The sequence below is a fragment of the Pedobacter sp. KACC 23697 genome (genome assembly GCF_045348445.1).
Classification (GTDB): Bacteria; Bacteroidota; Bacteroidia; order Sphingobacteriales; family Sphingobacteriaceae; genus Pedobacter.
In genome coordinates this window covers 1,813,100-1,839,719 of record NZ_CP157485.1, presented here as the reverse complement: position 1 = coordinate 1,839,719, position 26,620 = coordinate 1,813,100, and the positions used below count along the sequence as shown (strand labels likewise).

Genomic DNA, 26,620 nt, shown 5'->3' with positions numbered 1-26,620 from the left:
GATTTCTCGACTGCCTTGCACTCCGCTCGAAAGGACGGATTTGATTAAAATAAATTATTCAAAACGCTCAGCAGTGCTGAGACAATTGAAATTCTAAAAAAAATACTTCAAAAAAAATACACGAATTGTTCAAATAACCATCCAAACATATAATGAAACACCTTTATTTTCTAGCCGCTCTTTCCCTATTATTTTTCCGTTCAGTTGCCCAGGAAAAAAAATGGGATATTGAAAAATACCTTGGAACAACCAAAAACTTCACCTTAAATACGGATGAAGGTACCTGGATGAACCTGGATGTAAGTTCTGACGGACAAGAAATTGTTTTTGATTTATTGGGCGACATTTACGTAATGCCAATTAATGGCGGTGTAGCTAAGCTGATTAGCGGAGGTGTTGCATGGGATGTGCAGCCTCGCTTTAGTCCTAACGGAAAATATATTTCCTACACCAGCGACAAAAGCGGCGGAGATAACATCTGGATCATGAACCGGGATGGCTCCGGCAAAAAACAGATTACCAAAGAAAGCTTTAGGTTATTAAATAATGCCACCTGGATGCCAAACAGCGAATATATCATTGCGCGAAAGCATTTTACAGCAAGCCGTTCTTTAGGTGCGGGTGAAATGTGGATGTATAGTATAAATGGCGGTGATGGTGTACAGTTAACCAAGCGTAAAAACGACCAGCAAGATGCGGGTGAGCCGAACGTTTCGCCAGATGGAAGATATGTTTACTTTAGTGAAGATGTGAGTCCAGGCCCAAATTTCGAATACAGCAAAGACCCCAATGGAACTATTTATGCCATTCGTCAACTCGATTTAACTACCGGAAAATTAACTACCTTAATTGATGAACAGGGCGGCGCTTGTCGTCCGCAGGTTTCTCCTGACGGAAATTTGATTGCTTTTGTAAAACGGGTAAGATTAAAGTCTACCTTATATGTTCAAAATCTTAAAACAGGAGAAGAGTGGCCTGTAAATGAAGATTTATCGCATGATCAGCAGGAAACATGGGCCATATTCGGGGTTTATCCAAATTTCGCCTGGACACCAGATAGCAAAAGCATCGTTTTCTATGCAAAAGGAAAAATCAGGAAAACGGAAATTGGTACTTTAATCAATACCACAATACCCTTTCAGGCCAATACGATACAAACGGTACAAAAGGCCTTACATTTTGAACAGCAGGTTTTCAATAGTGAGTTTTCTGCAAAAATGTTAAGGCAGTTAACCACTTCACCGGATGGAAAAATAGTTGTTTTTAATGCCGCAGGGTACTTATACAAGCAGGAATTACCAGCAGGAACACCAGAAAGGTTAACCAACGGACTGGATTTTGAATTTGAGCCCGCCTTCAGCCCTGATGGAAAATATATTGTTTACACCACCTGGAACGACGAATTACGCGGAGCAATCAAACGTACGGATGTAAAATCGGGTAAAACCATTATGCTAAGTGATGAAAAAGGTTTTTATTATTCACCGCACTATTCTACTAAGGGAGATAAAATCGTTTTCAGAAAAGGGAGTGGAAACGATGTTTTAGGCTATAACTTTGGCCGTGGCACGGGTATTTTTATCATGCCAGCCAATGGTGGTGCGAAAACTTTGATTTCAGATAATGGAATCCGCCCACAGTTTAATAATACAGATACCCGCATTTATTTCCAAAGTTATGCTGATGGTAAAAAAGCACTGAAAAGCATCGACCTGAACGGAGCAAATGAAAAAACTCATTTCACTTCACAATATGCGAATCAGTTTGTGATTAGTCCTGACAATAAATGGCTGGCATTTAATGAATTATTAAATGTTTACATCACACCCATGATCAATATCGGCACAGCACAGGATGCATCTGCAGGCAATAAAGCTATTCCGGTTACCAAAGTCACTACTGATGGGGGAACATACATGCAATGGAGCGCAGATAGCAAAAGCCTGCATTGGACCTTAGGCCCAAAATATTTTACTATTGATGTAAACAATGCATTCAATTTTGAAGGAACTACGCCTAAAACCGAAGCTTCTGCGGTAGATATTAATCTGGTATTAAAGTCTGACATCCCAACCGGAACAGTTGCACTTAAAGGAGCAAGGATTATTTCGATGAAAGGCGATGAAGTGATTGAAAATGGAACCATCATTACCGATGGAAATAAAATTACTGCAATAGGAAAAACAGATGCCGTAAGCATTCCGGCCAATGCCAAAGTGATTGACGTTAACGGCAAAACCATTATGCCCGGCATAGTGGATGTTCATGCCCACCTGCGTACCAGTCCGGATGGTATAACACCACAAAGCGACTGGAGTTATATGGCTAACCTGGCTTTTGGTGTTACCACATCGCACGATCCATCGAGCAATACAGAAATGGTTTTTAGCCAGAGTGAAATGCTCAAGGCAGGCAGAATGGTTGGTCCAAGGGTTTATTCCACAGGCTCTATTTTGTATGGTGCAGATGGCGATTTTAAAGTGGTGATTAATAGTCTGGATGATGCATTGGCTAACCTGCGCAGGTTAAAAGCGGTGGGTGCGTTTTCAGTTAAATCATACAACCAACCCCGCAGAGAGCAGCGCCAACAAATTTTAGAAGCAGCACGTCAGCTTAAAATGGAGGTTGTACCCGAAGGTGGATCTACATTTTTCACCAATATGAACATGGTTGCAGATGGACATACCGGAATTGAGCACAGTATTCCGGTTTTGCCAGTTTACAAAGATGTAACCAGTCTTTGGAACAATACCGAGGTGGCTTATACTCCTACTTTAATTGTAGCTTATGGGGGCCAGTGGGGCGAAAATTATTGGTATGACAGGACCAATGTTTGGGAAAACGAAAAATTGATGACTTACACCCCCCGTTCCATTATTGATGCCCGGGCAAGACGCAGAACCACTTCTGAATACAGTGATTACAACCACATCGAGGTGGCGAAGGCCACCAAACAAATTGCGGATGGCGGTACCAAGGTTAACCTTGGCGCACACGGACAGATTCAGGGTTTAGGGGCACACTGGGAATTGTGGATGCTGGTTCAGGGTGGCTTTAGTCCGCTACAGGCCATCAGGGCAGCAACTTTAAATGGTGCGGGTTATCTAGGCATGAATAAGGAAATCGGTTCATTAGAAGTGGGCAAACTGGCAGATATGGTCATTATGGATGCCAATCCCTTAGATGATATCCGCAACTCGGAAAAAATCAAATATGTGATGATTAATGGCCGACTTTATGATAGTGCCACCTTGAACGAAGTAGGTACAAGAGAAAAATTAAGGGGTAAATTGTGGTTTGAAAATGCCAAGGGAAATGGCTACATCATTCCAAACGGGGAATCGGAAACCTGGACTTTTACCGTGCCGCACTGTGATTAAAACTAAGCCCTAAATTTCTGAAACATTTATTTTGACCATATAAGCTTTGAGGTACATCTTAGCTTAAGTGATCTTACATTCCTTATATCTTTAAAAAATACAACAACGGATGATTAGTTATAATGGGATATTGTATTGATATGACTTCTTATTGGTTCATGTCCGGGCGTAAAATGCCTAAACCATCAAATTAGAAAAGAAGTGGTTAGAACAGAAAAATATCTATCAAAACCCGAAATGGATTGGGTATTGACAGACTCGAAAAAACAATTAATTTAGAATAAACCAGATGAAACCAGGCAAACTTTATACCTCCGCATCAATTATATTTTTAATCTTAAGCATAGCGGTTTTTTCTTACAGCGGGTATTATATCCTGGGCATCCAGACCGTAAATTTGTTTTTAGCACTGATTGCGATGGCTTACATTACTGCTTTTATAGCGGTGATGAAAGATAGAAAATCAGTTATTTCTTGGCTGCTTTTAATACTGAATTCCATTGTGCTCATTTGCATCATTTACTTCCTGACACATTTCAAAATGAAAATGTAGCGATATCTGTTTAAGTTTTAAACAACTCTTTGCCTTTATAAAACTTCCCCGGCCTGTCGGTAGTGTTCTGAAAGGCACTACGGCTTCTAGTATGGAACAGTGTCTCCGACTCACTCTATAATCATTGAATTATATACTCCATCTCATGAAACCATAGAGACGCTGCGCTTAACTCTACGGACAGTATGTGTTAAGATCTCATTAATCTCATTCTGAATGCACTAAAGAATCTTTCAAAGGGCATATTAAGAATGCTAAATAACCTCTCAAATCATGATCCGCATGTTCACCCTGATAGCACCTTAATGAGGTTCAGGACGAAGCACGAACAGAAACGCTTTCATGTCTGCGCTCATTTTCATGAATGAAGCAATAGCAAGACGATCGGATCGCCCGCATATTTTATGCTAGCTGGAATGAGCATAAACACTTACAGTACTAATAAACCATATTCCCTTAACGTATTTATGGGTTTAGAATACCAGAAAAGTTCAAAATTCTCCATTTCTTGTTCAAAATCTGCCTTAACCTCATGAAAAGTAAATACCTTTTCATTAGCGATTGAAATTTTATTCAAAATAGCAGTTAACCACTCCCCTTCTTTTTTATTCGTCTGAACGGTAAAAGTTTCTTTTTTATCATGAAAAGTAAGTGAGGTCATTTCCCAGGTATTTCCTTTTTTCGATTTTGTAAAATATTCTACAGATGGCTTTCCTCCTATCCACACTATTTTTGCAGTCGGCTTCGTATTAAAACGATCGCTGTCATTTAATGATTTCTCAATAAAATCGGCAGGAATTTTTGTTCTCGGGATCTTAAAATCGAACCAATCCTGCAGTTCATAATCAAAACAGATTCCGTGCATAAAATTGAAAAGCGATTTTCTCAACCCATAACTGAATTTATCATGATCAATCCCGGTTTTATCAGTGTAATTGATGTCGTTATTCGCAAAAGTACCAATAACTTCAGTCTCTTTAACTACCCCGAACTTTTCAGGATACATGCCTACAGGGCTATGTGCCGTCATGGCAAATTGGTGCCAAAAGCCAGATTGTAATATCCCGGCTTCAAATAACTGTCGCACCATTTCTAAACTATCAACCGTTTCCTGTACAGTTTGGGTTGGATAGCCGTACATCAGATAAGCATGTACCATAATTCCCGCTTCGGTGAAATTGCGGGTAACTTTGGCTACCTGTTCTACGGTAACGCCTTTATCGATCAGTTTTAACAAACGATCTGAAGCGACTTCCAATCCTCCCGAAACAGCAATACAGCCAGAAGCCTTGAGCAACAAACATAAATCCTGACTAAAGCTTTTCTCAAAGCGGATGTTGGTCCACCAGGTCACCGCTAATTTCCTTCTGAGAATTTCTAAAGCCACTTCGCGCATCAGTGCAGGTGGTGCCGCCTCATCTACAAAATGGAACCCATTCTGACCGGTTTTGGCATATAAATCCTCAATGCGGTCAACAATTAGCCTGGCAGCAACCGGTTCATAAACTTTAATGTAATCCAGTGAAATATCGCAAAAAGTACATTTGCCCCAATAACAGCCATGCGCCATGGTGAGTTTGTTCCATCGTCCATCACTCCACATGCGGTGCATGGGGTTAACAATTTCAATTACCGAAATATACTGATCCAACAGCAAATCTGTATAATCTGGCGTGCCAACATCAGCTTGTTTATAATCATTTCTGAAAGCATCATTACGGTAAAGCACTTCACCATTTTCAAGCAGAAAAGTTCTTTTATAAAAGTGGGCCTCAGCAGGGATCGGATGTGTAATGTTATGGTACAGCAATTCGATCGGAAGTTCGCCATCATCCAGGGTGATATAATCAAAAAATTCAAACACACGCGGATCAGATAAAGACCTTAATTCGGTATTTGGGAAGCCACCGCCCATCGAAATTCTGATTTGCGGATAGTTTGCTTTCACCCATTGGGCACAGCGGAAAGCACTATACAAATTGCCCGGAAAAGGAACCGAAATCAAAAATAATTTAGGCTGTATGGTTTCAATTTTCTCTTTTAAAACCGAAATCAGGATGTAGTCGATGTAGGTAGGTTCTTTTGATAAAGCACCGTACAATTCATCAAAAGAATTTGCACTTCTGCCCAAACGTTCGGCATAGCGGCTAAATCCAAAATTTTCGTCAATGCATTCAACAATGTAATCGGATAGGTCTTCCAGATAAAGTGTGGCCAGATGTTTGGCTTTATCCTGCGTGCCCATGGCGCCAAAAGCCCAATCTAATTCTTCCAGTTGTGAAAAACGTGAAGCCTGCGGCAAAAAGTCATCACTGCAGATCTGTAAGGCCAGGGTTGGGTTTTTACCCTGTAGAAAAGCGATTACCGCATCAATGGTTTTTAAATATTCATCCTGTAAAGCAAAAATACGTTTAGCATTGTCACTTTTAGGTTTTTGATTATCTACAATCTGATTTCGCTTAGTGTGACAAAATAAATCTTGTAATCCTTTGTTAGAGAACAACTCCAAAATCACTTCAATGCCTAAGTCGGCCTGTGTTGAGCTGATATTTTTGGTGTTCAGAAAACCTTTTATATACGCCGTTGCCGGATATGGGGTATTCAGTTGGGTAAACGGCGGCGTAATGGCAAATATTTCGGTTCTCAAAAGAAATTGTTTTTCTGCAAAAGTAAGGGATTTTTTAAACAGTCGATACCTTGAATTTATTTCATTGTCTATAAGACGCTGAAATGAATTCCGCATGACGAGTCTATTGGGAAGTGAATCAATTAAACTAAAAATGGAAACTAAACGTTTTAACCCTATATCAATACCTTCTATGCCTGAATGAAAGTTTTTTATTTTTACATTATGATGCTCTTTGCGCAATTCAGCTTTGCGCAAAAAACATTTATATTCCCTAAGATTAAAACGCAAGGTGCTGCTGTTGAACAATTTATTCCGCCCAGCTGGAAAATTATAGACCAGGTTGACGGCGACCTGAACAACGATGGTTCAGCCGATTTAGCAGTGGTTTTTGAGTACAACAAACCCATTGATGAAACCCGGGTATATGGCGACAATAGCAGCGCGATTATAAAGGAAACCCAAAAACCGAGGATTCTGGCCATATTTTTCAAAGATAAACCGACGGGTTTATTAAGCCTGTCTATACAAAACAATGATTTTATCTTACGCTCAGAAGAAGGTGGTAAACTTGGCGACCCGCTACAGCAGATTGCGATTAAAGACCAACAACTTTATCTCCGTTTTCAAGGCGGATCAGAGTGGCGCTGGGAATTGGGTTATACTTTTAAATTTGAAAACAAAGATTGGTTTTTAACGAGTGCCATCAATCTTTACTTTAATCAAAATACTGGCGATATGACCGAAAGAGTTTATGATTTTAAAACCCGGGAATTATTTACCACCGTTGGCAATCTGCACAGAAGAGATATTGCAAATCACAAGACAAGTGAAGTATTATATTTTTCACAGCTCAGAACATTTAAAACCTTTAAAAAGCCATGGGCCTGGGAAATTATGCCGAATGTTTATTTGTAGCGGTTTAATCAACGTTAAATATTCTGTGCAATTACAAAACCACTGGCCCATGCCCATTGAAAATTATAACCACCCAGCCAGCCCGTAACATCCAAACACTCGCCACCGAAAAACAGGTTCGGGATTTTTTTACACGCCAAAGTTTTAGAGGAAATTTCGTTCGTATCAATTCCGCCACGCATCACCTCCGCTTTATCGTAACCTTTATCGCCGGCAGGTTTAACTTTAAAATGATGGATCGTTTGTTCTATTAAATCAAAATCTGCGTTTGTGAGCGCAGCAACCGGTTTATTTAGTGGTAAAAATTTGCCCAATGCATCAGTAAATTTCTTGGTATAAGTCCGGTTTAACAATGTAGACAACAACGTTTTGCCATTCGTTTTCCTTTCTACATCCAATAACGAAACGATATTTTGATGTGGCAGTAAGTTCAGGTTGATGGTTTCACCCCTTCTCCAGAAAGAAGAAATCTGCAAAATAGCAGGACCACTTAGTCCCCAGTGTGTAAACAGAATATTTTCTTCAAAAGAAATTTCATCATTACTCACTTCACAAAAAACAGTATTGCCCGAAAGCTGTGCAAACCACTCTTCGTCCTTCCCGGTAATGGTTAGGGGAACTAAAGCTGGTGCTGTTTCGATAATTTTAAGACTATGTTTTCTGGCAAAACGTAAGGCAAAATCAGTAGCGCCCATTTTTGGAATGGGCAAGCCTCCTGTGGCAATCACCAGTTTTTCTGCCGTTAAAACAACGGTTTTTCCATTTTTCTCATAACTTATTTTGAAACCGTCAAGCAAAAGCTCAATATCTTTTACATCGGCATTACATCTAATTTCCTGTCCAAAATCTTCGCAAATGGAAGTAAAAACCTGAACAACATCTTTTGCGTTTTGATGATCGGGAAATAGTTGTCCTAAGGTTTTTTCCTTGCCATCAATACCATAGGTTTCGAAAAAACTGATGGTATCATCGACTGTCCATTGTGTAAAAGCTGATTTTACAAAATGAGGGTTGGAAGATATAAATTGCTCAGCTGATGCATATTGGTTGGTGTAATTACAGCGACCTCCTCCTGAAATTAAAATTTTAGCACCAGGTTTTTCATTTTTTTCAAGCACAATTACTTTCTTTCCCAGATAGCCCGCCTGTACGGCACACATCAATCCGCATGCACCTGCCCCAATAATTATTGCATCAGCATTCATCAATAAAATTTATTATGGTTACTTTTGCACAAAAGTAGCATTATTTTCAAGCGCATGGCAAAACAGATTAGCGAATTAAAATTAGGTATTTTAGGTGGCGGACAATTGGGCAGAATGCTCATTCAGCAAGCAATTAATTACAATGTAACTACGTTGGTTTTAGACCCTGATCCTGATGCTCCGTGTAAACACATTTCCAATTATTTCGAAAATGGCTCGATTACAGATTTTGACACCGTTTATAACTTCGGGAAAAAAGCGGATATCATCACCATTGAGATTGAAAAAGTAAATATTGATGCGCTTGAGCAGCTCGAGAAAGAAGGCAAAAAGGTATTTCCGCAGTCGAGAGTAATCCGTTTAATCCAGGATAAAGGTGTACAAAAACAGTTTTTCAAAGAAAACGACATTCCCACCTCTCCTTTCCAGATTGTAAATACGAAGGAAGATATGGAAAACTGCAATATTCCTTTTCCTTATATTTTAAAACTGCGTAAAGATGGTTACGATGGTAAAGGGGTAATGAAAATCAATAGTGCTGCCGATCTGGAAAAAGCCTTTGATGCACCTTGCATTGTTGAAAAACTGGTCGATTTTGAAAAAGAAGTGGCCGTAATTGTCGCGCGCAACGCCAATGGCGATGTAAAAACTTTCCCAATGGTAGAAATGGAATTTAATCCGGAAGCCAATTTGGTTGAATTTCTGATCTCACCATCTACATTTGCGGAAAGTTTACAACACAAAGCAGAAAACATCGCCAGGAACATCGCTTCGGCAATGAATATTACCGGAATTTTAGCGGTGGAGATGTTTGTATGTAAAGACGGCGAATTACTGGTAAATGAGGTGGCTCCGCGCCCGCATAATAGTGGTCACCAAACCATTGAAGGCAATTATGTTTCGCAATTTGAACAGCATTTACGTTCTATCTATAATTTGCCATTAGGCGATACCAGTAGCATTACCAATGCCATCATGATCAACCTGCTTGGCGAAAAAGGTTTTGACGGCGTGGCCAGATATGAAAATCTGGAAAAAGTACTGGCCATCGATGGTATTTATGTTCATCTCTATGGTAAAAAGTATACTAAACCTTTCCGTAAAATGGGCCACGTCACCATTGTTGATATCGACAGGGAAAAAGCCATAGAAAAGGCACGTTTTGTACAAAAAACATTAAAGGTAATCGCCTAAGCTCCTGCCCCAAAAGGGGTGAACTAACAGCGAGGTGAAAAATAAAATTTTTATAAGAAATCAGAAGAAATAAAATAGATATGGGTCAAGAAAATTCAAATTCAGCCTTAGTAGGCATTATCATGGGTAGCAAATCAGATTTACCTGTGATGCAAGATGCTGCCGATGTATTAAAAGAATTTGGAATCAATTATGAGATTACAGTTGTTTCTGCACACAGAACGCCAGAACGTATGTTTAATTATGCTAAAGAAGCACAAGGCCGCGGTTTAAAGGTAATTATTGCAGGTGCCGGCGGTGCTGCCCATTTACCAGGCATGGTCGCTTCTATTACTACTTTGCCGGTAATCGGTGTACCGGTTAAATCATCAAACTCTATTGATGGCTGGGACAGTATTTTATCGATTTTACAAATGCCGAACGGTATTCCCGTTGCTACAGTAGCTTTAAATGCGGCTAAAAATGCAGGTTTACTGGCTACTCAGATCTTAGCTACCGCTGATGAATCTTTAACAGTTAAAATGCAGGCTTATAAGGATGAACTGAGAAGAAAAGTGGAAGAGAGTGCTCTGGAAATGTGATAAGCGCAGAAAGTCTAACGTTTGGAAATCAAAAGAAAAATTAAAATACCTTTTATCTATTTTAATTTCGATGTAATTCATGCAAATACCGCCATCACCAGCGCTGAGCAATATTGTTAGACACTACCTGATTCTTTCAAGCGATGTCTGTATAAAACATGATTTTAGATTTTTTTCTGATGGAAGTCCCGGAATTGTTTTTCACAGGAAAATACCCTTTTCACAGAAAAACAAATTGGATGGTAATTTTAATATACAGCCTAAATGTTTTGTATACGGACAGATTACGCATTTTAACACCTTATCCACTACAGCAAAAACAGATATGCTAATTGTTGTTTTACAACCATTTGCCCTATTTAAATTATTTAATATTGCTGCTTTTGAGGTTAATGATAAAACCATTTCGTTTGATGAATTAACTGGTCATTCTGGCCGTTTACTTTTAGAAAGAATTCAGGAACAACCTGAAAATGTTGTAGCTATTCATTTGATTGAAGATTTTTTGTTAGGGCTGCATATTCAAAATACTCATAATGATAAAATAATATTCACTTCGCTCCAGCATATTTATGCTCGGAAAGGAATGAGCAGTTTAACGAAAATGCTAAAAGAAGTTCCTGCAACTGAAAGACAGCTGGAAAGAAAATTTCGTGAACACATCGGCTTAAGTCCAAAAAAGTTTGTTGATATTGTCAGGTTCAGATACCTACTGAAATGCCTTAAACAAGCAAATCAGCATACAAATATTTCATCAATTAGTTATAGTTGTGGCTATTATGATCAACCACATTTAAATAACATCTTTAAGAAATTTACCGGCTTAACGCCACTTCAATACCAAAGCAACAGTAATTTACTTGCGGTTAATTTTCTTTTGCTTTAACATATTGTCGCTTTTTTCCAATTTTTAAAATAGCTTTCTACTCATCTTCGTATTAACAATTAAGATAACGAAATGAAAAACTTAAAAATTGCTACTGCACAGTTTGAAAACAAAAGTTACGATAAAGCATACAATCTGAGGGTTATAGAAAAACTTTCGAAGGAAGCTGCAGAAAAAGGTGCCAACGTCATTAATTTTCATGAATGCTCCATTACAGGTTATACTTTTGCCAGAAATTTAAGTAAACAGCAGATGCTGGAGCTAGCGGAAACTATTCCTGATAGCCACAGTATAAACGTATTGATATCTATCGCAAAGAAATATCAGATTACAATACTGGCAGGGTTGTTCGAAAAAGATCACGAAGAAAACTTATATAAAGCGCATGTTTGTGTTGATGAAACAGGTTTTGTAACAAAACATAGAAAACTTCACCCTTTTATCAATCCAAACCTTTCTGCTGGAACAAACTATACCATTTTTAATATTCATGGATGGAAGTGTGGAATTCTGATTTGTTATGACAATAATATTATTGAAAATGTACGTGCCACTGCATTACTTGGTGCCCAGATTATATTTATGCCCCATGTAACCATGTGTACGCCATCTACAAGACCAGGTGCAGGCTTCGTTGATCCGGAATTATGGAAGGATAAAGAAACAAATGCTAAACAGCTGCGTGAAGAATTTGATAGTTTAAAAGGAAGACAATGGCTAATGAAATGGCTGCCTGCACGAGCTTATGATAATGCCATTTACGCAATTTTTTCTAATCCTATCGGGATGGATGACGACCAGTTAAAAAATGGATGCTCCATGATTATTGATCCCTTTGGTGATGTAATTGCCGAATGTAGATCACTAGAGGATTCTTTTGTGATAGCAGAGTTAAATCCAGAAAAGATAATTCAGGCTGGGGGTTATCGCTATTTAGAGGCGAGAAAGCCTGAATTATATGGAGAAATTATAAGCAAAGCCCATAAAAGCGTTCAAAAAGTGATATGGCGATGAAACAGTTTACAATTTCCTGTTGATCGTTATCAGTTAAACTTAATTCAAACTCGGATCAATTGGAAAATTGCTTACATGAGCATATTTTGGTCCGAGATTTACAATTACATCCCGCCAAAGCCTTTCATCATCATTGCTAAAAATAAGATCAGGGTTAAAAATATCGCTCACCATCCAGGCGTTCTGTGTTATTTCACGATCAAGCTGACCATGATCCCAGCCTGAATAACCCATAAAAAATTTCACTTCATCCTCGTTTATCGCATTGGTATTTAACAGGATTTTTAGCGTTTCGAAATTTCCGCCCCAGTATAAATCATTACCAATGGGCTCACCACTCTGTAATTTATCATAACACCTATGGATAAAGTGTAAGGTATCTGCAGCAACAGGACCGCCGAAATAAATGTAGTTCTTCGCATCCCATAAATCGTGGATTACATCGTTCAACACCAGGTTTCCTACCTGGTTAAGGATATAACCTACCGTTCCATCCTCACCATGTTCCGTTAACAACACAACAGATCTCTTAAAATTGGGATCGGCCATAAAGGGTTCCGAGATGAGTAAGCGGCCGGTTTTTGGTTTTATATTGTTCAGCATGATGATAATCATTTGTTACACCGTAAAAGATGCCTATTTTTGTTAAATGCAAGTTACAAATGAATTTCTACAAAACCTGCGCCAAGATTACAAAAGCGCTTCGCTAGACGAATCTGACGTTGATCCGGATCCGATTGTCCAGTTTCAAAAATGGTTTCAACATGCGGTTGATGCACAGATATATGAACCTAATGTAATGACTTTGGCCACGGCCGATAAAGCCGGCCGGCCCGATGCCCGTATTGTTTTACTCAAAGGTGTTGATACAGACGGATTCAGGTTTTTCACCAATTACCTGAGTACCAAAGGGAAAGAACTCAAACGCAACCCTTATGCAGCTTTGGTGTTTTTCTGGCCTGAACTGGAAAGACAAGTGAGAATAGAAGGAACGGTAGAAAAGCTGGATAAGGAAACTTCTGAGGCTTATTTCAATACCAGACCGATTGCCAGTCAGATAGGAGCAGTAGTTTCGCCACAGAGCCAGGTTATTCCAAACAGATCGTTTCTGGAAAACAAAATGGAAGAACTTAAAGCTAAAAGTGGCGACAAAGGTGTTACCAAACCAGCGCATTGGGGCGGTTACGTGGTAAAACCAACAAGAATAGAGTTCTGGCAAGGCAGACGAAGCCGGTTGCACGATAGAATAAACTTTGAACTTGTAAAAGGAAGCTGGACAAAAACCAGGTTGGCACCATAAGGCTGTTCATAAAAATTGATATAGATCGGCCTTACAGCAAAATCTTTTTAACCAATCGTTTACAAGTAATTTTCTTTTTTAATCTTAAAGGATGAAACAAATCGCAGTTATAGGATCCGGAACTATGGGAAATGGCATTGCCCATACTTTTGCACAATTCAATTATAAAGTCAACCTGATTGACATCAATCAACCTGCACTGGATAAGGCCATACAAACCATTACCAAAAATCTGGACAGACAGGTTGCCAAAGGAACCCTGACAGAAGAGCAGAAAACAGCCTCCTTAAATAATATCTCTACATATACTTCCATAAAAGATGGTGTTCAAAGTTCGGATTTAATTGTAGAGGCCGCTACGGAGAATGTAGAATTAAAACTAAAGATTTTCAAGGATTTAGATGCATATGCGCCTCCACATGCAATTCTCGCTTCTAATACTTCCTCTATTTCCATTACGCAAATTGCTGCCGTAACCGGAAGAGGTGATCAGGTAATCGGAATGCACTTTATGAACCCGGTGCCGGTAATGAAATTAGTAGAAGTGATAAGGGGATACGCCACCAGTGATGACACGACCAGCACCATTATGCAGCTATCTCAGCGCCTGGAAAAGGTTCCTGTAGAGGTAAATGATTATCCGGGTTTTGTGGCCAACCGTATTTTAATGCCCATGATTAACGAAGCTGTATATACTTTATATGAAGGTGTTGCCGGCGTTCACGAAATTGATACCGTGATGAAACTTGGAATGGCCCACCCCATGGGGCCATTGCAGTTAGCCGATTTTATTGGCCTGGATGTTTGCCTGGCCATATTAAAAGTATTACATGATGGTTTTGGTAATTCTAAATACGCGCCTTGTCCGCTATTGGTAAATATGGTGGCAGCGGGTAAAAAAGGTGTTAAAACAGGTGAAGGCTTTTATAAATATACTTCTGGGTTAAAAGATCTTATCGTTTCAGATAAATTCAAAAAATCCTAATTTTTTTAGCATTTAATTTTATATTTGCGGTTATGAATGAGCATCTGGATCCTGAAGCAAGTAACCTAACCCCTACCGATCGCGATATTGAAAGGGTATTAAGGCCACAGGCTTTTGAAGATTTTACGGGGCAGGAAAAAGTGATGGAAAACCTGAAAATTTTCGTTCAGGCAGCAAAACTCCGCGGCGAGGCTTTAGACCATGTTCTATTGCATGGTCCTCCGGGCTTAGGTAAAACCACGCTCTCTCATATCATTGCCAATGAAATGGCTACCGGTATTAAAGTTACCTCTGGCCCCGTATTGGATAAGCCTGGCGATCTGGCTGGTTTATTAACCGGGCTGGATGAAGGCGATATCCTTTTTATTGATGAAATCCATCGTTTATCCCCTCTTGTAGAAGAATACCTGTATTCAGCCATGGAAGATTTTAAAATCGATATTATGCTCGAAACCGGGCCGAATGCCCGCTCGGTACAGATATCACTTAATCCCTTTACATTGGTTGGCGCCACTACGCGTTCCGGGTTGCTAACAGCACCATTAAGAGCCCGTTTTGGAATTAATGCCCGTTTGGCTTATTACGATGCTAAATTGCTCACTACAATTGTGCTCCGTTCTTCCGATATATTAAAAACGCCGATCAGCGATGAAGGTGCCTATGAAATTGCCCGCCGTAGCCGCGGTACGCCCCGTATTGCCAACGCACTTTTGCGCAGAACAAGAGATTTTGCACAGATTAAAGGAAACGGAAATATCGATACCGAAATAGCCCGTTATGCCCTCGATGCATTAAACGTGGATGAACATGGCTTAGATGAAATGGATAACCGGATATTGGTCACCATTATCGACAAATTTAAGGGCGGCCCGGTGGGATTAAAAACTATTGCCACGGCTGTTGGAGAAGATGAAGGTACCATTGAAGAGGTATATGAACCCTTTTTGATACAGGAAGGCTATATTATGCGTACTTCACGGGGCAGAGAAGTTACTGAAGCAGCTTATAAGCACTTAAAGAAAAATTATCCTGGCCAGACCGGGAAGTTGTTTTAATATCTTTGCACGTCCCTTTTCAGGTCGTCATATCCACCGGAGTGCAGCGGAATGGAACAATCTGTTAAACTAAATTTAGGAAAGACCCTGAAATGAATTCAGGCTGATCACCATGCTGTAAAAGTTAAACGTCATTGCCACGCAGGCGGGAATCTTAGCGCGTCTTGGACAAAGCATCTGTACGATATAGCTGTTAGGGATGATAAATAGAAGGGAAAAATCCTTCTAAAAGCATCTAAAGACTGCTTTTCAGATCAATAGATTACGCAAGTTGCAATCGAAAGATGATAAACTTTAGGAAAGCCCCTGAAACAAGTTCAGCGTGACGCCACTTTGAAAATGTATAATCCAACTGAACATTTAAGCCCTTTTGGTGTTCATAACATAGAAATCAAACATTATGAATATTGAATTACGTAAACTAACGCTCGAAGATTACGCAGATCTTAAAGAATCCATGCTCCAGGCCTATGATAGTATGGGCGGTTCCATCTGGCCAAAATCCAGTATTGCAAAACTTATCAATATTTTTCCCGAGGGGCAGCTCTGTATTGCAGTTGATGATAAAGTTGTGGCTTGTTCATTGGCTATTATTGTAGAGTATGATGAATATGGAGACCGGCACACCTATAAATTGATTACTGGCGATTATTCTTTCACCACACACGATCCAAACGGCGATACCTTGTACGGCATCGAAATTTTCGTTCACCCGGAATATAGGGGGCTACGTTTAGGTAGGAGATTATATGAAGCCAGGAAAGAACTCTGTGAAAGCCTTAACCTCAAAAGCATTATTGCCGGCGGAAGAATTCCGGGTTACCATCAATATGCAGAACAGTTAAGTCCGAGGCAGTATATAGATAAGGTAAAAGCTAAAGAAATTTACGATCCCACACTTACTTTTCAGATTTCGAATGATTTTCACGTTAGAAAGGTACTAAAGAATTATTTACCAGGCGATAAAGAATCGAAAGAATATGCCACTTTAATTGAGTGGAATAATATTTATTACCAGGGTATTGATGCTTCGGCCCGTTCGGCCATGACCATCCGTTTAGGTTTGGTGCAATGGGAAATGCGTTTGTTCCCCAATATGGAAGCTTTTTACGAACAGGTAGAATTCTTTGTAGATGCTTTGAGTGGTTACAAATCAGATTTCGTGATGTTTCCTGAGCTATTTAATACACCACTGCTCCAGCCATACAATCACTTACCAGAAATTGAGGCCATGCGTAAGCTTGCTGAAAAAACGGAAGAGATTGTGCAGAAAATGCACGAATATTCGTTAAGTTACAACACCAATATTATTACCGGCAGTATGCCGCTCATTGAGGATGGTAAACTATATAATGCCACATATCTATGCCACCGTACCGGTAAAATAGATGAATACAGGAAAATCCACATCACGCCAAATGAGCAAAAATATTACGGCATGATTGGTGGAGATAAAGTGCAGGTTTTTGATACCGATTGTGGTAAAGTAGGTATCTTGATCTGTTATGATGTAGAATTTCCTGAATTGAGCCGTATTTATGCAGAACAGGGCATGCAGATTTTATTTGTACCATTTTTAACCGATACCCAAAACGGTTATACCCGTGTTCGGCACTGTGCACAGGCCAGGGCAATAGAAAACGAATGTTATGTGGCTATTGCAGGTTGTGTGGGCAATTTACCTAAGGTGAATAATATGGATATTCAATTTGCCCAGTCAGCAGTTTTTACTCCTTCTGATTTCGCTTTTCCAACTAATGCCATCAAAGCAGAGGCTACTCCAAATACAGAAATGGTATTGGTGGTAGATGTAGACCTTCATTTATTAGACGAACTGCACCATTATGGAACGGTAAAAGTGCTAAAAGACAGACGAAAGGACCTTTACCAGGTTAAACTTTTAAAATAAGGATGATAAAAAATGCCGGTCAAATTCATGTACCGGCATTTCATTTTTAATCTAAAGCTAATTATTTTCTCATGATAAACCATATAATCAGTCCAATGATTACCGCTATCGGTAGCACCCATTTTAGTGCTTGCCCTCCTCCGTTTTCATCTTTTTCTGTTACCGCTGGCTTTGCAGGTCCCGGATCTTCTTTATGATTTTCGTAATCTTTTTCAATCGGTTTCGGAGCTGCTCCTGATTCCGTATGTTGTGGATCTATATTTTCCATAGCTGATTTACTGAAGCTCTCCTTTCTGGTTTTACCCAATAATGATGAGCCATAATTAATTAATTTAGTTTCTGCATGTAGAACAAGCGATTAATGAAAATGTTTTAAATCCTAAGCCTTATCTTTGCAAAACGGTGTATAACAATCATGCAAGATATAGCCAGTTGATTAAAGAAGAAGCCCTCCGTTTAGGCTTCATTTCTTGCGGTATTGCTAAAGCCGAATTTCTTGAAGAAGAAGCGCCCAGACTGGAAAGTTGGCTTAATCAGAACCGTCATGGTGAAATGAAATATATGGAAAATTATTTCGACAAACGCCTCGATCCCAGATTACTCGTTGATGGTGCTAAATCCGTAATTTCCTTGTCATTAAACTATTATACGGAAGAAAAACAGTCAGATCCCGACGCACCGAAAATTTCCAAGTATGCTTACGGGCAGGATTACCACACGGTAATCAAAGAAAAATTAAAGGAACTCACCCATTTTATAGAAGAAAATATCGGAGAGGTTTCGGGAAGGGCATTTGTGGATTCTGCTCCGGTTTTAGACCGTGCCTGGGCGAAAAAATCGGGTATTGGCTGGATTGGGAAAAATTCAAACCTGATCAGTAAAACAGATGGCTCCTTTTTCTTTCTTGCCGAATTGATCATTGATCTTGAACTGGATTATGATCATCCTTACCAGGCCGATTATTGTGGAAGCTGTACCCGCTGCTTAGACGCCTGCCCTACTGATGCTATTATTGCACCCCAGGTTGTGGATGGAACGAAATGTATCTCCTATCTTACTATAGAACTCAAAAATGAAATCCCAAATGAGTTTAAAGATAAAATGAATAACTGGATGTTCGGTTGCGATATTTGTCAGGATGTTTGTCCCTGGAACCGTTTCTCTAAAGCACATAATGAAGATGCTTTTAAGCCTGATAATGGATTGCTGGATTTGAGCGCAAAAGACCTGATGGAAATTACGGATGATGTTTTTAAAAAGGTTTTTAAAGGCTCAGCGGTTAAGCGCACCAAATTTACCGGACTAAAAAGAAATATCGATTTTCTTAAACCTGAATAATTACAAATCTTTATTATATTTAATATGATGACTGATATTCAATTATATACAAAGCTTGCAGACTTACCTGCCAAATTAAAAAAAAGGGTATCAGATTATATTGATTCTCCAATGATTACAGAAAAGTCGGTTGATAAATCTCAAAAGAGCACTGCTGGGTTAGGAAAACGTTTAATCAGTATGAAGGATAATTTTAATGATCCGATTGAAGGTTGAAAGGGTCGTCATGCTGAATTTATTTCAGCATCTTTCATCAAGAATTAAGTTAAATAGATCCTGAAACAAGTTCAGGATGACGATCGCCATAAATATATCTTATAACCAAATTATTAAGGAAGTCAGATTTGACTTAGCAAATCGTCCAAAATTTAACTTCCTTGATACTCATCTAATTCACCGAAAAACTATTATCACTTTTAACCTTATCTGGTGTATGCGGATTTCCCATCACAACTTTAGATAATTTTTTAGTAGTCTTCACTTCGATTTTTACCAGTCGGTCGCCTTTTTCCCATACACCAATCGTGCTGTGATTTTTTTCGGTAGTACCATCTTCAAAGGTCAGCGCTAAATCGACAGGCAATGGCTTAACACTTTTGTTTTCAATAGTTACTGTATATCCGGCTGAAGTTTTATCTACCGCTTTAATGGCCATATCGGTTACACCATCTTCAAAAAACCAGGCTTTCCAAAACCAGTTTAAATTTTTCCCACTGCCTGCATTTATGCTGTTAAAGAAATCATATGGCATCGGATGTTTGCCATTCCAGTTTTGGATGTACGTGTGTAAAGCTTTAGTAAACAGTTCATCGCCCAGATAATCCTTAACATACAAATAAGCCAAGCCCGGTTTTGGATAAGAATTGGTGAAAGATCCTGATCCTTTTAAGTCAGGCGTTAAAGTCATAATCGGTGTATCATCTTTCCCGCCCGAAGACGAAGCCGTAGGCTGCACGCCATATTCATCCACGATGGTAGAGTCAATCATTGGTGAAATTAACCACTCGCCAATAGTTGCCCAACCTTCGTCCATCCAGCCATATTTGGTTTCATTTATACCCATATAAAACGGGAACATGGTATGGAAAATTTCATGATCGGTTAAGGTTATGGCATCTGCGCGGTTATCAACCGGATTGTCATTAACCATCATTGGGTATTCCATCTGATCTAAACCATCAAATATCGTTTCATGTTGATAAGGGAATGGCCATTTGGGGAAAGTATAACTCATGGCTTCTACCGTTTTACGGGCAAAATCTATTACTTCATAATAATCTTTATGCTTTGGGTTAAAAACGGCATCTACCCGGGTTCTTCTTTTTGTTTTAGGATCAACCACCAAACTGCTCGATTTCCATAAGTAATGATCACTCAAGGCAAATACAAAATCAGTCACATTTTTAGCTTCAAACTTAAAAGTATTGTAGGCATTTGGTTTAGTCACTTTTTTATCTGCTAAATCTCTATCCGTAATCACATCAATTACAGCATCATTTTTTTCTGCAGTTGATATTCTGGAAACAATTTCTTTCTGAAAAACTTCTGAAGGGTTTTTCAGATCACCAGTTGCCCAAACACCATACCCCCCTGGAACCGTAATAGAAGCATTAAACTGGTCAAAGTCATTATAAAATTCCTCAGCACCTGTATATGGAAATTTATTCCAGCCGTCAATATCATCATAAACCGCAATTCGTGGAAAAAAGTAGGCTACAAAAAACGAACCTTCATCTACCTGACCTGTACGTACATGTGATCCTTTATTTAAAGTATAACTATAATCAATGGATAAACTAATACTTTTTCCAGGCACAATAGCTGGAACATCCACAGTCATATTTGTTCCGTCGATTTTAAAATCAATAACTGATTTTCCGTTCGCTACCATTTTTTCTATAGCCACACCTTCACCGAGATCAGAAGCTGATAACTTTGATTTTCTTGGCGTTCCTTTTTTATACAGGTTCGGATATAATTTAAACCAGATTTCCTTCAAAGTATCCGGACTGTTGTTGGTATATATTACCTGAACCTTCCCTTTTAATAATCTGCTGGCAGGATTAAAATCTACATTCAAATCGTACTTAGACGTGTTTTGCCAATAATTCTTCCCAGGTTTGCCATTTCCATTTCTGGTTTCTTTCTGATAGGCTTTCTGAAAAACAGGCGCTATCGGCAAGGTAGTTTGTGCACTAACATAGATGGCAGTACAAAATAACAGGCTAAATATTTTTATAGATTTCATTTTTTGAGTTTAGGACTAAGCGCAATGTGCATAGCGTTTAACGTCAATTAAACATTTTAAACAATTAACCAGTCAGCTATTACTTACCAAACTTCATTTTCAGCTGCTCCAACATATCCGAATTGATCGGTTGAGCAGGTTTTTCTGGCTTTTGCTGAGGTTTTTGTTGATATGGAGATTTATTTACCGGCGTGTTATGCTGAACTCTTGCTGGCTTATTTTCATTTTTCTTCGCATTGAATTTCGCCCACTCTTCATCTAACTTCTTCTTCGTATATAAGGGGAAATCGCCGTTTTTCATCCAGGCATAATAACTAGGCTCTACTGAAAATACCTGAGCAGTGGTTTTACCTTTGTGTTTACCAAAATTAAAACATACCTCATCGTTATCATTGTAAACCAAACGACCGGCAAAATCTACAGGTTTATTAATATTGGTAAAGATATGCAGCGCGTCCACATCGTTTACTACCGGAATGCTTTTTACACCTTGCTTATTCTCAAACTCAGTTTCCTTGTACATTTCCAGCTGGCCAAGTAAAACTTTATAAGTGGCAATAACATCAGCTTCAGCAGCATGTGCATTCACCAAATCTTCCTGACAATAGAATTTATACGCTGCTTTTAAGGTACGCTGTTCCATCTGGTGGAAAATATTCTGTACATCAACAAATTTGCGGTTGTTCATGTCGAAATCTATTTCCGCCCTTAAAAATTCTTCTAAAAGCATGGGGATATCAAATTTGTTTGAATTGTATCCGGCAAGGTCACTATCACCAATAAATTCAGCAATTTCTGCTGCCAGGGTTTTAAAGGTGGGTTTGTCAGCAATGTCTTCATCATAAATACCATGTATTAACGAAGTTTGCAAAGGAATCGGCATTTCTGGATTTACGCGCCAGGTTTTAACAAGTTCAGAACCATCTGGCATGGCTTTTAAAATCGCTATTTCAACGATTCTGTCGGCTCCAACATTAACTCCGGTAGCTTCTAAATCAAAAAATGCTAAGGGGCGCTTTAAATTTAATTTCATTTCTTATGATGTGAGATTGGCGACATTAGATTTGAATCGGAATGTCAAATTCTTTTTTTCAAAAGTGCTAAAAAGGTTTCATTAGTTCTGTAAAATGGCCTCATTAATTTATAAATTTAATTTTCAAATTATTTCATGATATTGGTTGCTAAGATTAAATTGCAAAAATTTATGCACGCTCAGATGAATAAGACATTAGCCCTGTTATTACTCCTATTTTTATCATTAGCTACTCATGCTCAAAACTTTAACTTCGGTTCTATTACCTATGATGATTATGAATTTGACAGAAAGAAATTGGATAGTAATGCTAATGCAATAGTTTTGAAGGAATTCGGCACGGCGTCTATTCAAAGAGATGATATTACAGGAAGTTTGGAACTGATTTTTGAACACCATGTAAAAATCAAAATCTATAATAAAGAAGGCTTTAAAGAAGCCAACATCGTTATTCCAACCTATAAAGATGACTCCCGCGAAGAAACGATCAGTGAATTAAAAGCTTCTACATTTAACTATGTAGACAATAACTTTGTGGAAACCACTATGGATAAAAAGGCGGTTTTTACTGAAAACAGGTCAAAATATACCAGACTAACCAAGTTTACGCTTCCAAATCTTAAAGAAGGTTCCATTATTGAATATAGTTACAGATTAAGATCTCCCAATTTATTTAATTTCAGAACATGGGAGTTCCAAAGCAACATTCCAAAGGTAATTAGCGAATATCTGGTTTACATTCCGGGCATTTACAATTACAATGTATCGTTACGTGGTTTTCAAAAACTGACGGATCAAAAGGTTGAACTAAGCAAAGAATGTTTAAGGCTATCGGGTGTACCTATCGATTGTTCGAAAATCGATTACATGATGAAAAATATCCCGGCATTTATGGAGGAAGATAATATGACGGCGCCCAGTAACTTCAAATCGGCCATTTATTTTGAGCTTTCTGATGTCCAGAATTTAAACGGCAGTAAAACTTCCTATACCAAAACCTGGAGGGATATTGATTATGAGCTGTCTTCCTACAAAACCCTGGGCGATCAGATGAAAAGAAAGGATGTTTTTAAAGACCTTATTCCGGAAATCACAAAAGGAAGCTCAACAGATTTAGACAAAGCAAAAGCCATTTATAATTACATTAAAAAACAGATCAGGTGGAATAATTACTACGGAAAGTATTCTGAAGACAATATCAAAAAGGCATTGGAAAATAGGTCGGGCAATGTGGCAGACGTAAACCTGAGTTTAATTGCGGCACTTTCTGCCGCCGGTTTAGATGCAGAAGCCGTGATACTTTCTACCCGCGATAATGGAACGGTAAACAAACTTTATCCGGTAATGAGCGATTTTAACTATTTGATTGCCAGAGTAAATATTGCCGACAAAAGTTATTTATTAGATGCTACAGAACCACTATTGCCGTTCGGTTTACTCCCTCTTCGTTGCATAAATGACCAGGGAAGGGTAATTAACTTAAAAAAGCCATCTTACTGGATCGATTTGGTGGCCAGCCAGAAATCAACTACGAGTTATATCTTGACCGGAAAAATGACCACTGATGGCAAAATTATTGGTACTTTAACCACCTATACCATGGGTTATGCCGCATATGGAAAACGTAAAGAAATACTTCGGTACAATTCTCCGGATGAGTATGTAGAGAAACTAGATGAGCGTTTAACCAGGATAAAAATATCTGATCATCAGATTTCAAACCTGGATAGCGTTGAAAATTCCTTAATAGAGAAGTATGAAGTAGAGTTTACCATAAATGATGGTTCAAATCAGGATCAGTTCTATTTTAGCCCGTTTTTTATCAATACCATTTCAAAAAACCCATTCCACTTAAACGAGCGTACTTACCCTGTTGACTTAGGTGCCGCATCCGACGAGCGCATCTCCGTTAATGTACTTTTACCAGAAAAATACCAATTGCTGGAAAAACCGAAAGATATGGCAATTGCTTTGCCGGATGCCGGAGGAAGATATTTACTACAAACCAAACTGGAAGACACTACCATTTCAATGAGTCAGATTTTACAGTTTAACAAAGCTATTTATCAGCCAGATGAATACCTTTATTTAAAGGAATTTTACAGTAAAATCATCCAGAATCAAAAAACAGAGTTTTTATTAAAAAAGGCAAATTAAATGAAATTTTTATTCACCTGCCTTTCCTTGTTTTTAGTAGCAGTTACAGGCTTTGCACAAAACAACTATGATATTGATTTAATTCCACCAAACCTGCGTAACCGCGCCAATGCCTGTATCCGTAACCAGGAAACAACTGTCGACATGCGCTCCCCCGATAACGTAATACTTAATGTAAAAAAGGCCATTACCGTTTTTAATCAAAATGGTGAAGATGAAGCCCGTTTGGTCATCTACTACGATAAAAATATTTCAATTAAAAGCATAAAGGGAGAAGTTTACAATAGTGTAGGCAAACTGACCCATAAATTTTCCCAAAATGATTTTTCGGACATGAGCGCCGCAGATGGCTTTTCTCTTTTTGTTGATAGCCGCCTTAAACACTATTTACCATCGATAAACGAATATCCTTATACGCTGGTTTACAATTATGAAGTTAGAAATAAACAAAACTTGATTATCCCCGATTGGACGCCTAAACCGGCAGATGATGTTTCAGTGGAAAAAAGTACGTATACCTTTATCTGCAAGCCAACAGACCGGGTAAGAATCAAAACTCAAAATTATAACGGAACCCCGGAAGTTATAACGGATGAGAAACTGAAAAAAACGATTTGGACAGTAAATAACATGGTGGCTGTAAGAGCTGAACCCTACAGCCCTGCACGCGAAACCTATGTGACCAACGTACAGATTGCGCCGCAAGCGTTCTATTATTATAGCCATAACGGCAGTTATACCAATTGGACCGAGCTTGGCAAGTGGATTTATGACGACTTGCTCGCAGAACGCAAAGCTTTGCCGACTGCTACGATCGAGATGATCAAAGACTTGGTAAAAAACGAAAGAACAGACCAAGATAAAGCACGTAAAATTTACCGGTACTTACAGGATAAAACCAGGTATATTAGTGTACAGATTGGCATTGGTGGTTTTCAGCCCATTGCTGCAAGTGAGGTAGACCGATTGGGTTATGGCGATTGCAAAGCTTTGGTCAATTACATGCAAAGTTTACTCAACGCTGCAGGTATAGCCTCATATTACTGTGTTGTAGCTGCTGGTTCCGAAAAGAAAAGCATGGATCCAGCATATGCCAGTATGGACCAAGGCAATCATATTATCTTATGTATGCCATTAAAAGGCGATACAACCTGGCTGGAATGCACCAGCCAAAAAATCCCATTTGGTTTTTTAGGCGATTTTACAGATGATAGACTGGTGCTGGCCTGTACCGAAGATGGCGGAAAATTATTGCATACACCAAAGCTAACTTCTGCTGAAAATTTACAGACACGCAAGGCTAATTTAAAGATTCAATCAGACGGGAGTATATCCGGCAAGATGAATACTGTTTATGCTGGCTCACAATATGAAAATCAGGAACCAATGATTGGTAAACCGGTAACAGAACAGCATAAATTATTAAAAGAAACGTATAATATTGATAACATTGATTTTGAAACGGTTTTGTTCGCTCAGGAAAAAGATGTCCACCCCAAACTCTTGGAAGATATAACCGTCAATATCAGAAATTATGCAGCAGTAAATGGAAATAAAATGTTTTTACAGCTTAATGCTTTCAACCTACAACGATCTATTGCTGAAATAAAAAACAGAACGCTACCTGTTTACGTTAACCGTGGTTATACTGATGAGGATACTATTATTTATACCCTGCCGGATAATGTAAATGCAGCATTAATCGTTGGGCAAAATAAAACTTTTAAAAGTGTATTTGGCGAGTATGCCTGCAAAACAAGTGTAGAAGGAAATAAATTAACCTATTACCGAAAATTTATTTTAAACGATGGGATATTCCCTGCAGAAAAATATGCAGAATTTTCGAGATTTATAAACGACGTAAATGCTGCAGATTATTTAAAATTAGCACTTAGCTTAAAAAAATAATCCCAAGACCAATACCGATAATCATAATCAGATACATCAAAATTTCTGTGGTGGCAAATTTCTTGTATTTGGTCCAGAAAGAATAATCATTTTCGTCGTTTGGCATGCTTGTTTATTTTCTGCTACAAAAATAGGCAAATAGATTAGAATAAAAGCTAACATTTTAGCTGATTGGTATTTTAACAATCGTCTCTTAGGATCATAAGATTTTGAATATTCAAAAAAGCTATATCATTATTGGCACCATTTTGTAAAACATCATGTATATTTAGCATTACAAACTTAATGTGAACAATATTTATACAATATCATCGTATAGATAATACTGAA

The 26,620-nt window shown here is 38.6% G+C and carries 22 protein-coding genes; 15 read left to right on the top strand and 7 right to left on the bottom strand.

Annotated features, from left to right (window positions below; translation table 11 throughout):
• Nucleotides 1-152: 152 nt before the first annotated feature.
• Together ABEG20_RS07065 and ABEG20_RS07060 are read left to right on the top strand one after the other, a co-directional pair.
• The gene (locus tag ABEG20_RS07065; RefSeq protein ID WP_406826676.1) at nt 153-3,380 is read left to right on the top strand and encodes an amidohydrolase family protein; all 3,228 of its coding nucleotides are present in this window, start codon (nt 153-155) and stop codon (nt 3,378-3,380) included.
• A 289-nt stretch (nt 3,381-3,669) separates the two neighbouring features.
• Nucleotides 3,670-3,933: a hypothetical protein gene (locus ABEG20_RS07060; protein WP_406826675.1), complete on the top strand. Its 264-nt coding sequence runs from the start codon at nt 3,670-3,672 to the stop codon at nt 3,931-3,933.
• Nucleotides 3,934-4,363: 430 nt separating this feature from the next.
• Here the strand turns inward: ABEG20_RS07060 and ABEG20_RS07055 are convergent, their stop codons facing one another.
• A complete protein-coding gene (locus tag ABEG20_RS07055; RefSeq protein WP_406826674.1) occupies nt 4,364-6,580 on the bottom strand; it encodes a B12-binding domain-containing radical SAM protein in 2,217 nt (738 codons plus the stop codon).
• A gap of 180 nt (nt 6,581-6,760) precedes the next feature.
• On the opposite strand from ABEG20_RS07055, the gene ABEG20_RS07050 reads away from it, so the two are divergent.
• Complete coding sequence (locus tag ABEG20_RS07050) at nt 6,761-7,477, top strand: hypothetical protein (protein WP_406826673.1); 717 nt, start codon at nt 6,761-6,763, stop codon at nt 7,475-7,477.
• A gap of 14 nt (nt 7,478-7,491) precedes the next feature.
• Here ABEG20_RS07050 and ABEG20_RS07045 read toward each other — a convergent pair whose 3' ends face one another.
• On the bottom strand, nt 7,492-8,682 hold the full coding sequence (locus ABEG20_RS07045) for an NAD(P)/FAD-dependent oxidoreductase (RefSeq protein WP_406826672.1): 1,191 nt from the start codon (nt 8,680-8,682) through the stop codon (nt 7,492-7,494).
• A 54-nt stretch (nt 8,683-8,736) separates the two neighbouring features.
• Here ABEG20_RS07045 and ABEG20_RS07040 point away from each other — a divergent pair, with 54 nt between their 5' ends.
• From ABEG20_RS07040 to ABEG20_RS07025, 4 genes are all read left to right on the top strand, one after another.
• Nucleotides 8,737-9,876, top strand: coding sequence for a 5-(carboxyamino)imidazole ribonucleotide synthase (locus tag ABEG20_RS07040; protein ID WP_406826671.1), 1,140 nt, complete (start codon nt 8,737-8,739; stop codon nt 9,874-9,876).
• A gap of 80 nt (nt 9,877-9,956) precedes the next feature.
• Complete coding sequence (purE, locus tag ABEG20_RS07035; RefSeq protein WP_406826670.1) at nt 9,957-10,457, top strand: 5-(carboxyamino)imidazole ribonucleotide mutase; 501 nt, start codon at nt 9,957-9,959, stop codon at nt 10,455-10,457.
• 79 nt (nt 10,458-10,536) lie between these two features.
• Nucleotides 10,537-11,343, top strand: coding sequence for a DUF6597 domain-containing transcriptional factor (locus ABEG20_RS07030; RefSeq protein ID WP_406826669.1), 807 nt, complete (start codon nt 10,537-10,539; stop codon nt 11,341-11,343).
• Between the two features lie 72 nt (nt 11,344-11,415).
• The gene (locus ABEG20_RS07025; protein ID WP_406826668.1) at nt 11,416-12,357 is read left to right on the top strand and encodes a nitrilase family protein; all 942 of its coding nucleotides are present in this window, start codon (nt 11,416-11,418) and stop codon (nt 12,355-12,357) included.
• Nucleotides 12,358-12,396: 39 nt separating this feature from the next.
• Here ABEG20_RS07025 and ABEG20_RS07020 read toward each other — a convergent pair whose 3' ends face one another.
• Nucleotides 12,397-12,960: a YqgE/AlgH family protein gene (locus tag ABEG20_RS07020; RefSeq protein ID WP_406826667.1), complete on the bottom strand. Its 564-nt coding sequence runs from the start codon at nt 12,958-12,960 to the stop codon at nt 12,397-12,399.
• Nucleotides 12,961-13,006: 46 nt separating this feature from the next.
• Between ABEG20_RS07020 and pdxH the strand changes: the two genes are divergently transcribed.
• The 4 genes from pdxH to ABEG20_RS07000 all read left to right on the top strand — a co-directional run bounded on the left by pdxH (nt 13,007) and on the right by ABEG20_RS07000 (nt 17,606).
• Entirely contained in the window at nt 13,007-13,657 is a 651-nt protein-coding gene (gene pdxH, locus ABEG20_RS07015; RefSeq protein ID WP_406826666.1) for a pyridoxamine 5'-phosphate oxidase, read from the top strand.
• Nucleotides 13,658-13,748: 91 nt separating this feature from the next.
• Entirely contained in the window at nt 13,749-14,642 is an 894-nt protein-coding gene (locus ABEG20_RS07010) for a 3-hydroxybutyryl-CoA dehydrogenase (protein WP_406826665.1), read from the top strand.
• Nucleotides 14,643-14,674: 32 nt separating this feature from the next.
• Complete coding sequence (gene ruvB, locus ABEG20_RS07005; protein WP_406826664.1) at nt 14,675-15,697, top strand: Holliday junction branch migration DNA helicase RuvB; 1,023 nt, start codon at nt 14,675-14,677, stop codon at nt 15,695-15,697.
• A 400-nt stretch (nt 15,698-16,097) separates the two neighbouring features.
• Entirely contained in the window at nt 16,098-17,606 is a 1,509-nt protein-coding gene (locus ABEG20_RS07000; protein WP_406826663.1) for a GNAT family N-acetyltransferase, read from the top strand.
• A gap of 61 nt (nt 17,607-17,667) precedes the next feature.
• On the opposite strand, the gene ABEG20_RS06995 is transcribed toward ABEG20_RS07000, so the two are convergent.
• Nucleotides 17,668-17,874: a hypothetical protein gene (locus ABEG20_RS06995; protein ID WP_147228577.1), complete on the bottom strand. Its 207-nt coding sequence runs from the start codon at nt 17,872-17,874 to the stop codon at nt 17,668-17,670.
• 134 nt (nt 17,875-18,008) lie between these two features.
• Here ABEG20_RS06995 and queG point away from each other — a divergent pair, with 134 nt between their 5' ends.
• Both queG and ABEG20_RS06985 read left to right on the top strand, forming a co-directional pair.
• Entirely contained in the window at nt 18,009-18,944 is a 936-nt protein-coding gene (gene queG / locus ABEG20_RS06990; protein ID WP_406826662.1) for a tRNA epoxyqueuosine(34) reductase QueG, read from the top strand.
• Between the two features lie 24 nt (nt 18,945-18,968).
• On the top strand, nt 18,969-19,160 hold the full coding sequence (locus ABEG20_RS06985) for a hypothetical protein (protein ID WP_406826661.1): 192 nt from the start codon (nt 18,969-18,971) through the stop codon (nt 19,158-19,160).
• 172 nt (nt 19,161-19,332) lie between these two features.
• Here the strand turns inward: ABEG20_RS06985 and ABEG20_RS06980 are convergent, their stop codons facing one another.
• Together ABEG20_RS06980 and ABEG20_RS06975 are read right to left on the bottom strand one after the other, a co-directional pair.
• Complete coding sequence (locus tag ABEG20_RS06980) at nt 19,333-21,192, bottom strand: M1 family metallopeptidase (RefSeq protein ID WP_406826660.1); 1,860 nt, start codon at nt 21,190-21,192, stop codon at nt 19,333-19,335.
• A 79-nt stretch (nt 21,193-21,271) separates the two neighbouring features.
• Nucleotides 21,272-22,225, bottom strand: coding sequence for an exonuclease domain-containing protein (locus ABEG20_RS06975; RefSeq protein ID WP_406826659.1), 954 nt, complete (start codon nt 22,223-22,225; stop codon nt 21,272-21,274).
• A 183-nt stretch (nt 22,226-22,408) separates the two neighbouring features.
• Between ABEG20_RS06975 and ABEG20_RS06970 the strand changes: the two genes are divergently transcribed.
• On the top strand, nt 22,409-24,382 hold the full coding sequence (locus ABEG20_RS06970; RefSeq protein ID WP_406826658.1) for a transglutaminase domain-containing protein: 1,974 nt from the start codon (nt 22,409-22,411) through the stop codon (nt 24,380-24,382).
• Nucleotides 24,383-26,290, top strand: a complete 1,908-nt coding sequence (locus ABEG20_RS06965; RefSeq protein ID WP_406826657.1) for a DUF3857 domain-containing transglutaminase family protein — start codon at nt 24,383-24,385, stop codon at nt 26,288-26,290. It begins immediately after the preceding gene.
• Here ABEG20_RS06965 and ABEG20_RS06960 read toward each other — a convergent pair.
• Nucleotides 26,274-26,396 carry a hypothetical protein gene (locus tag ABEG20_RS06960; protein ID WP_335321425.1) on the bottom strand — a complete coding sequence of 41 codons (123 nt, stop codon included), beginning with the start codon at nt 26,394-26,396 and terminating at the stop codon, nt 26,274-26,276. The two genes, ABEG20_RS06965 and ABEG20_RS06960, sit on opposite strands and share 17 nt — an antisense overlap.
• Between the last annotated feature and the right edge of the window lie 224 nt (nt 26,397-26,620).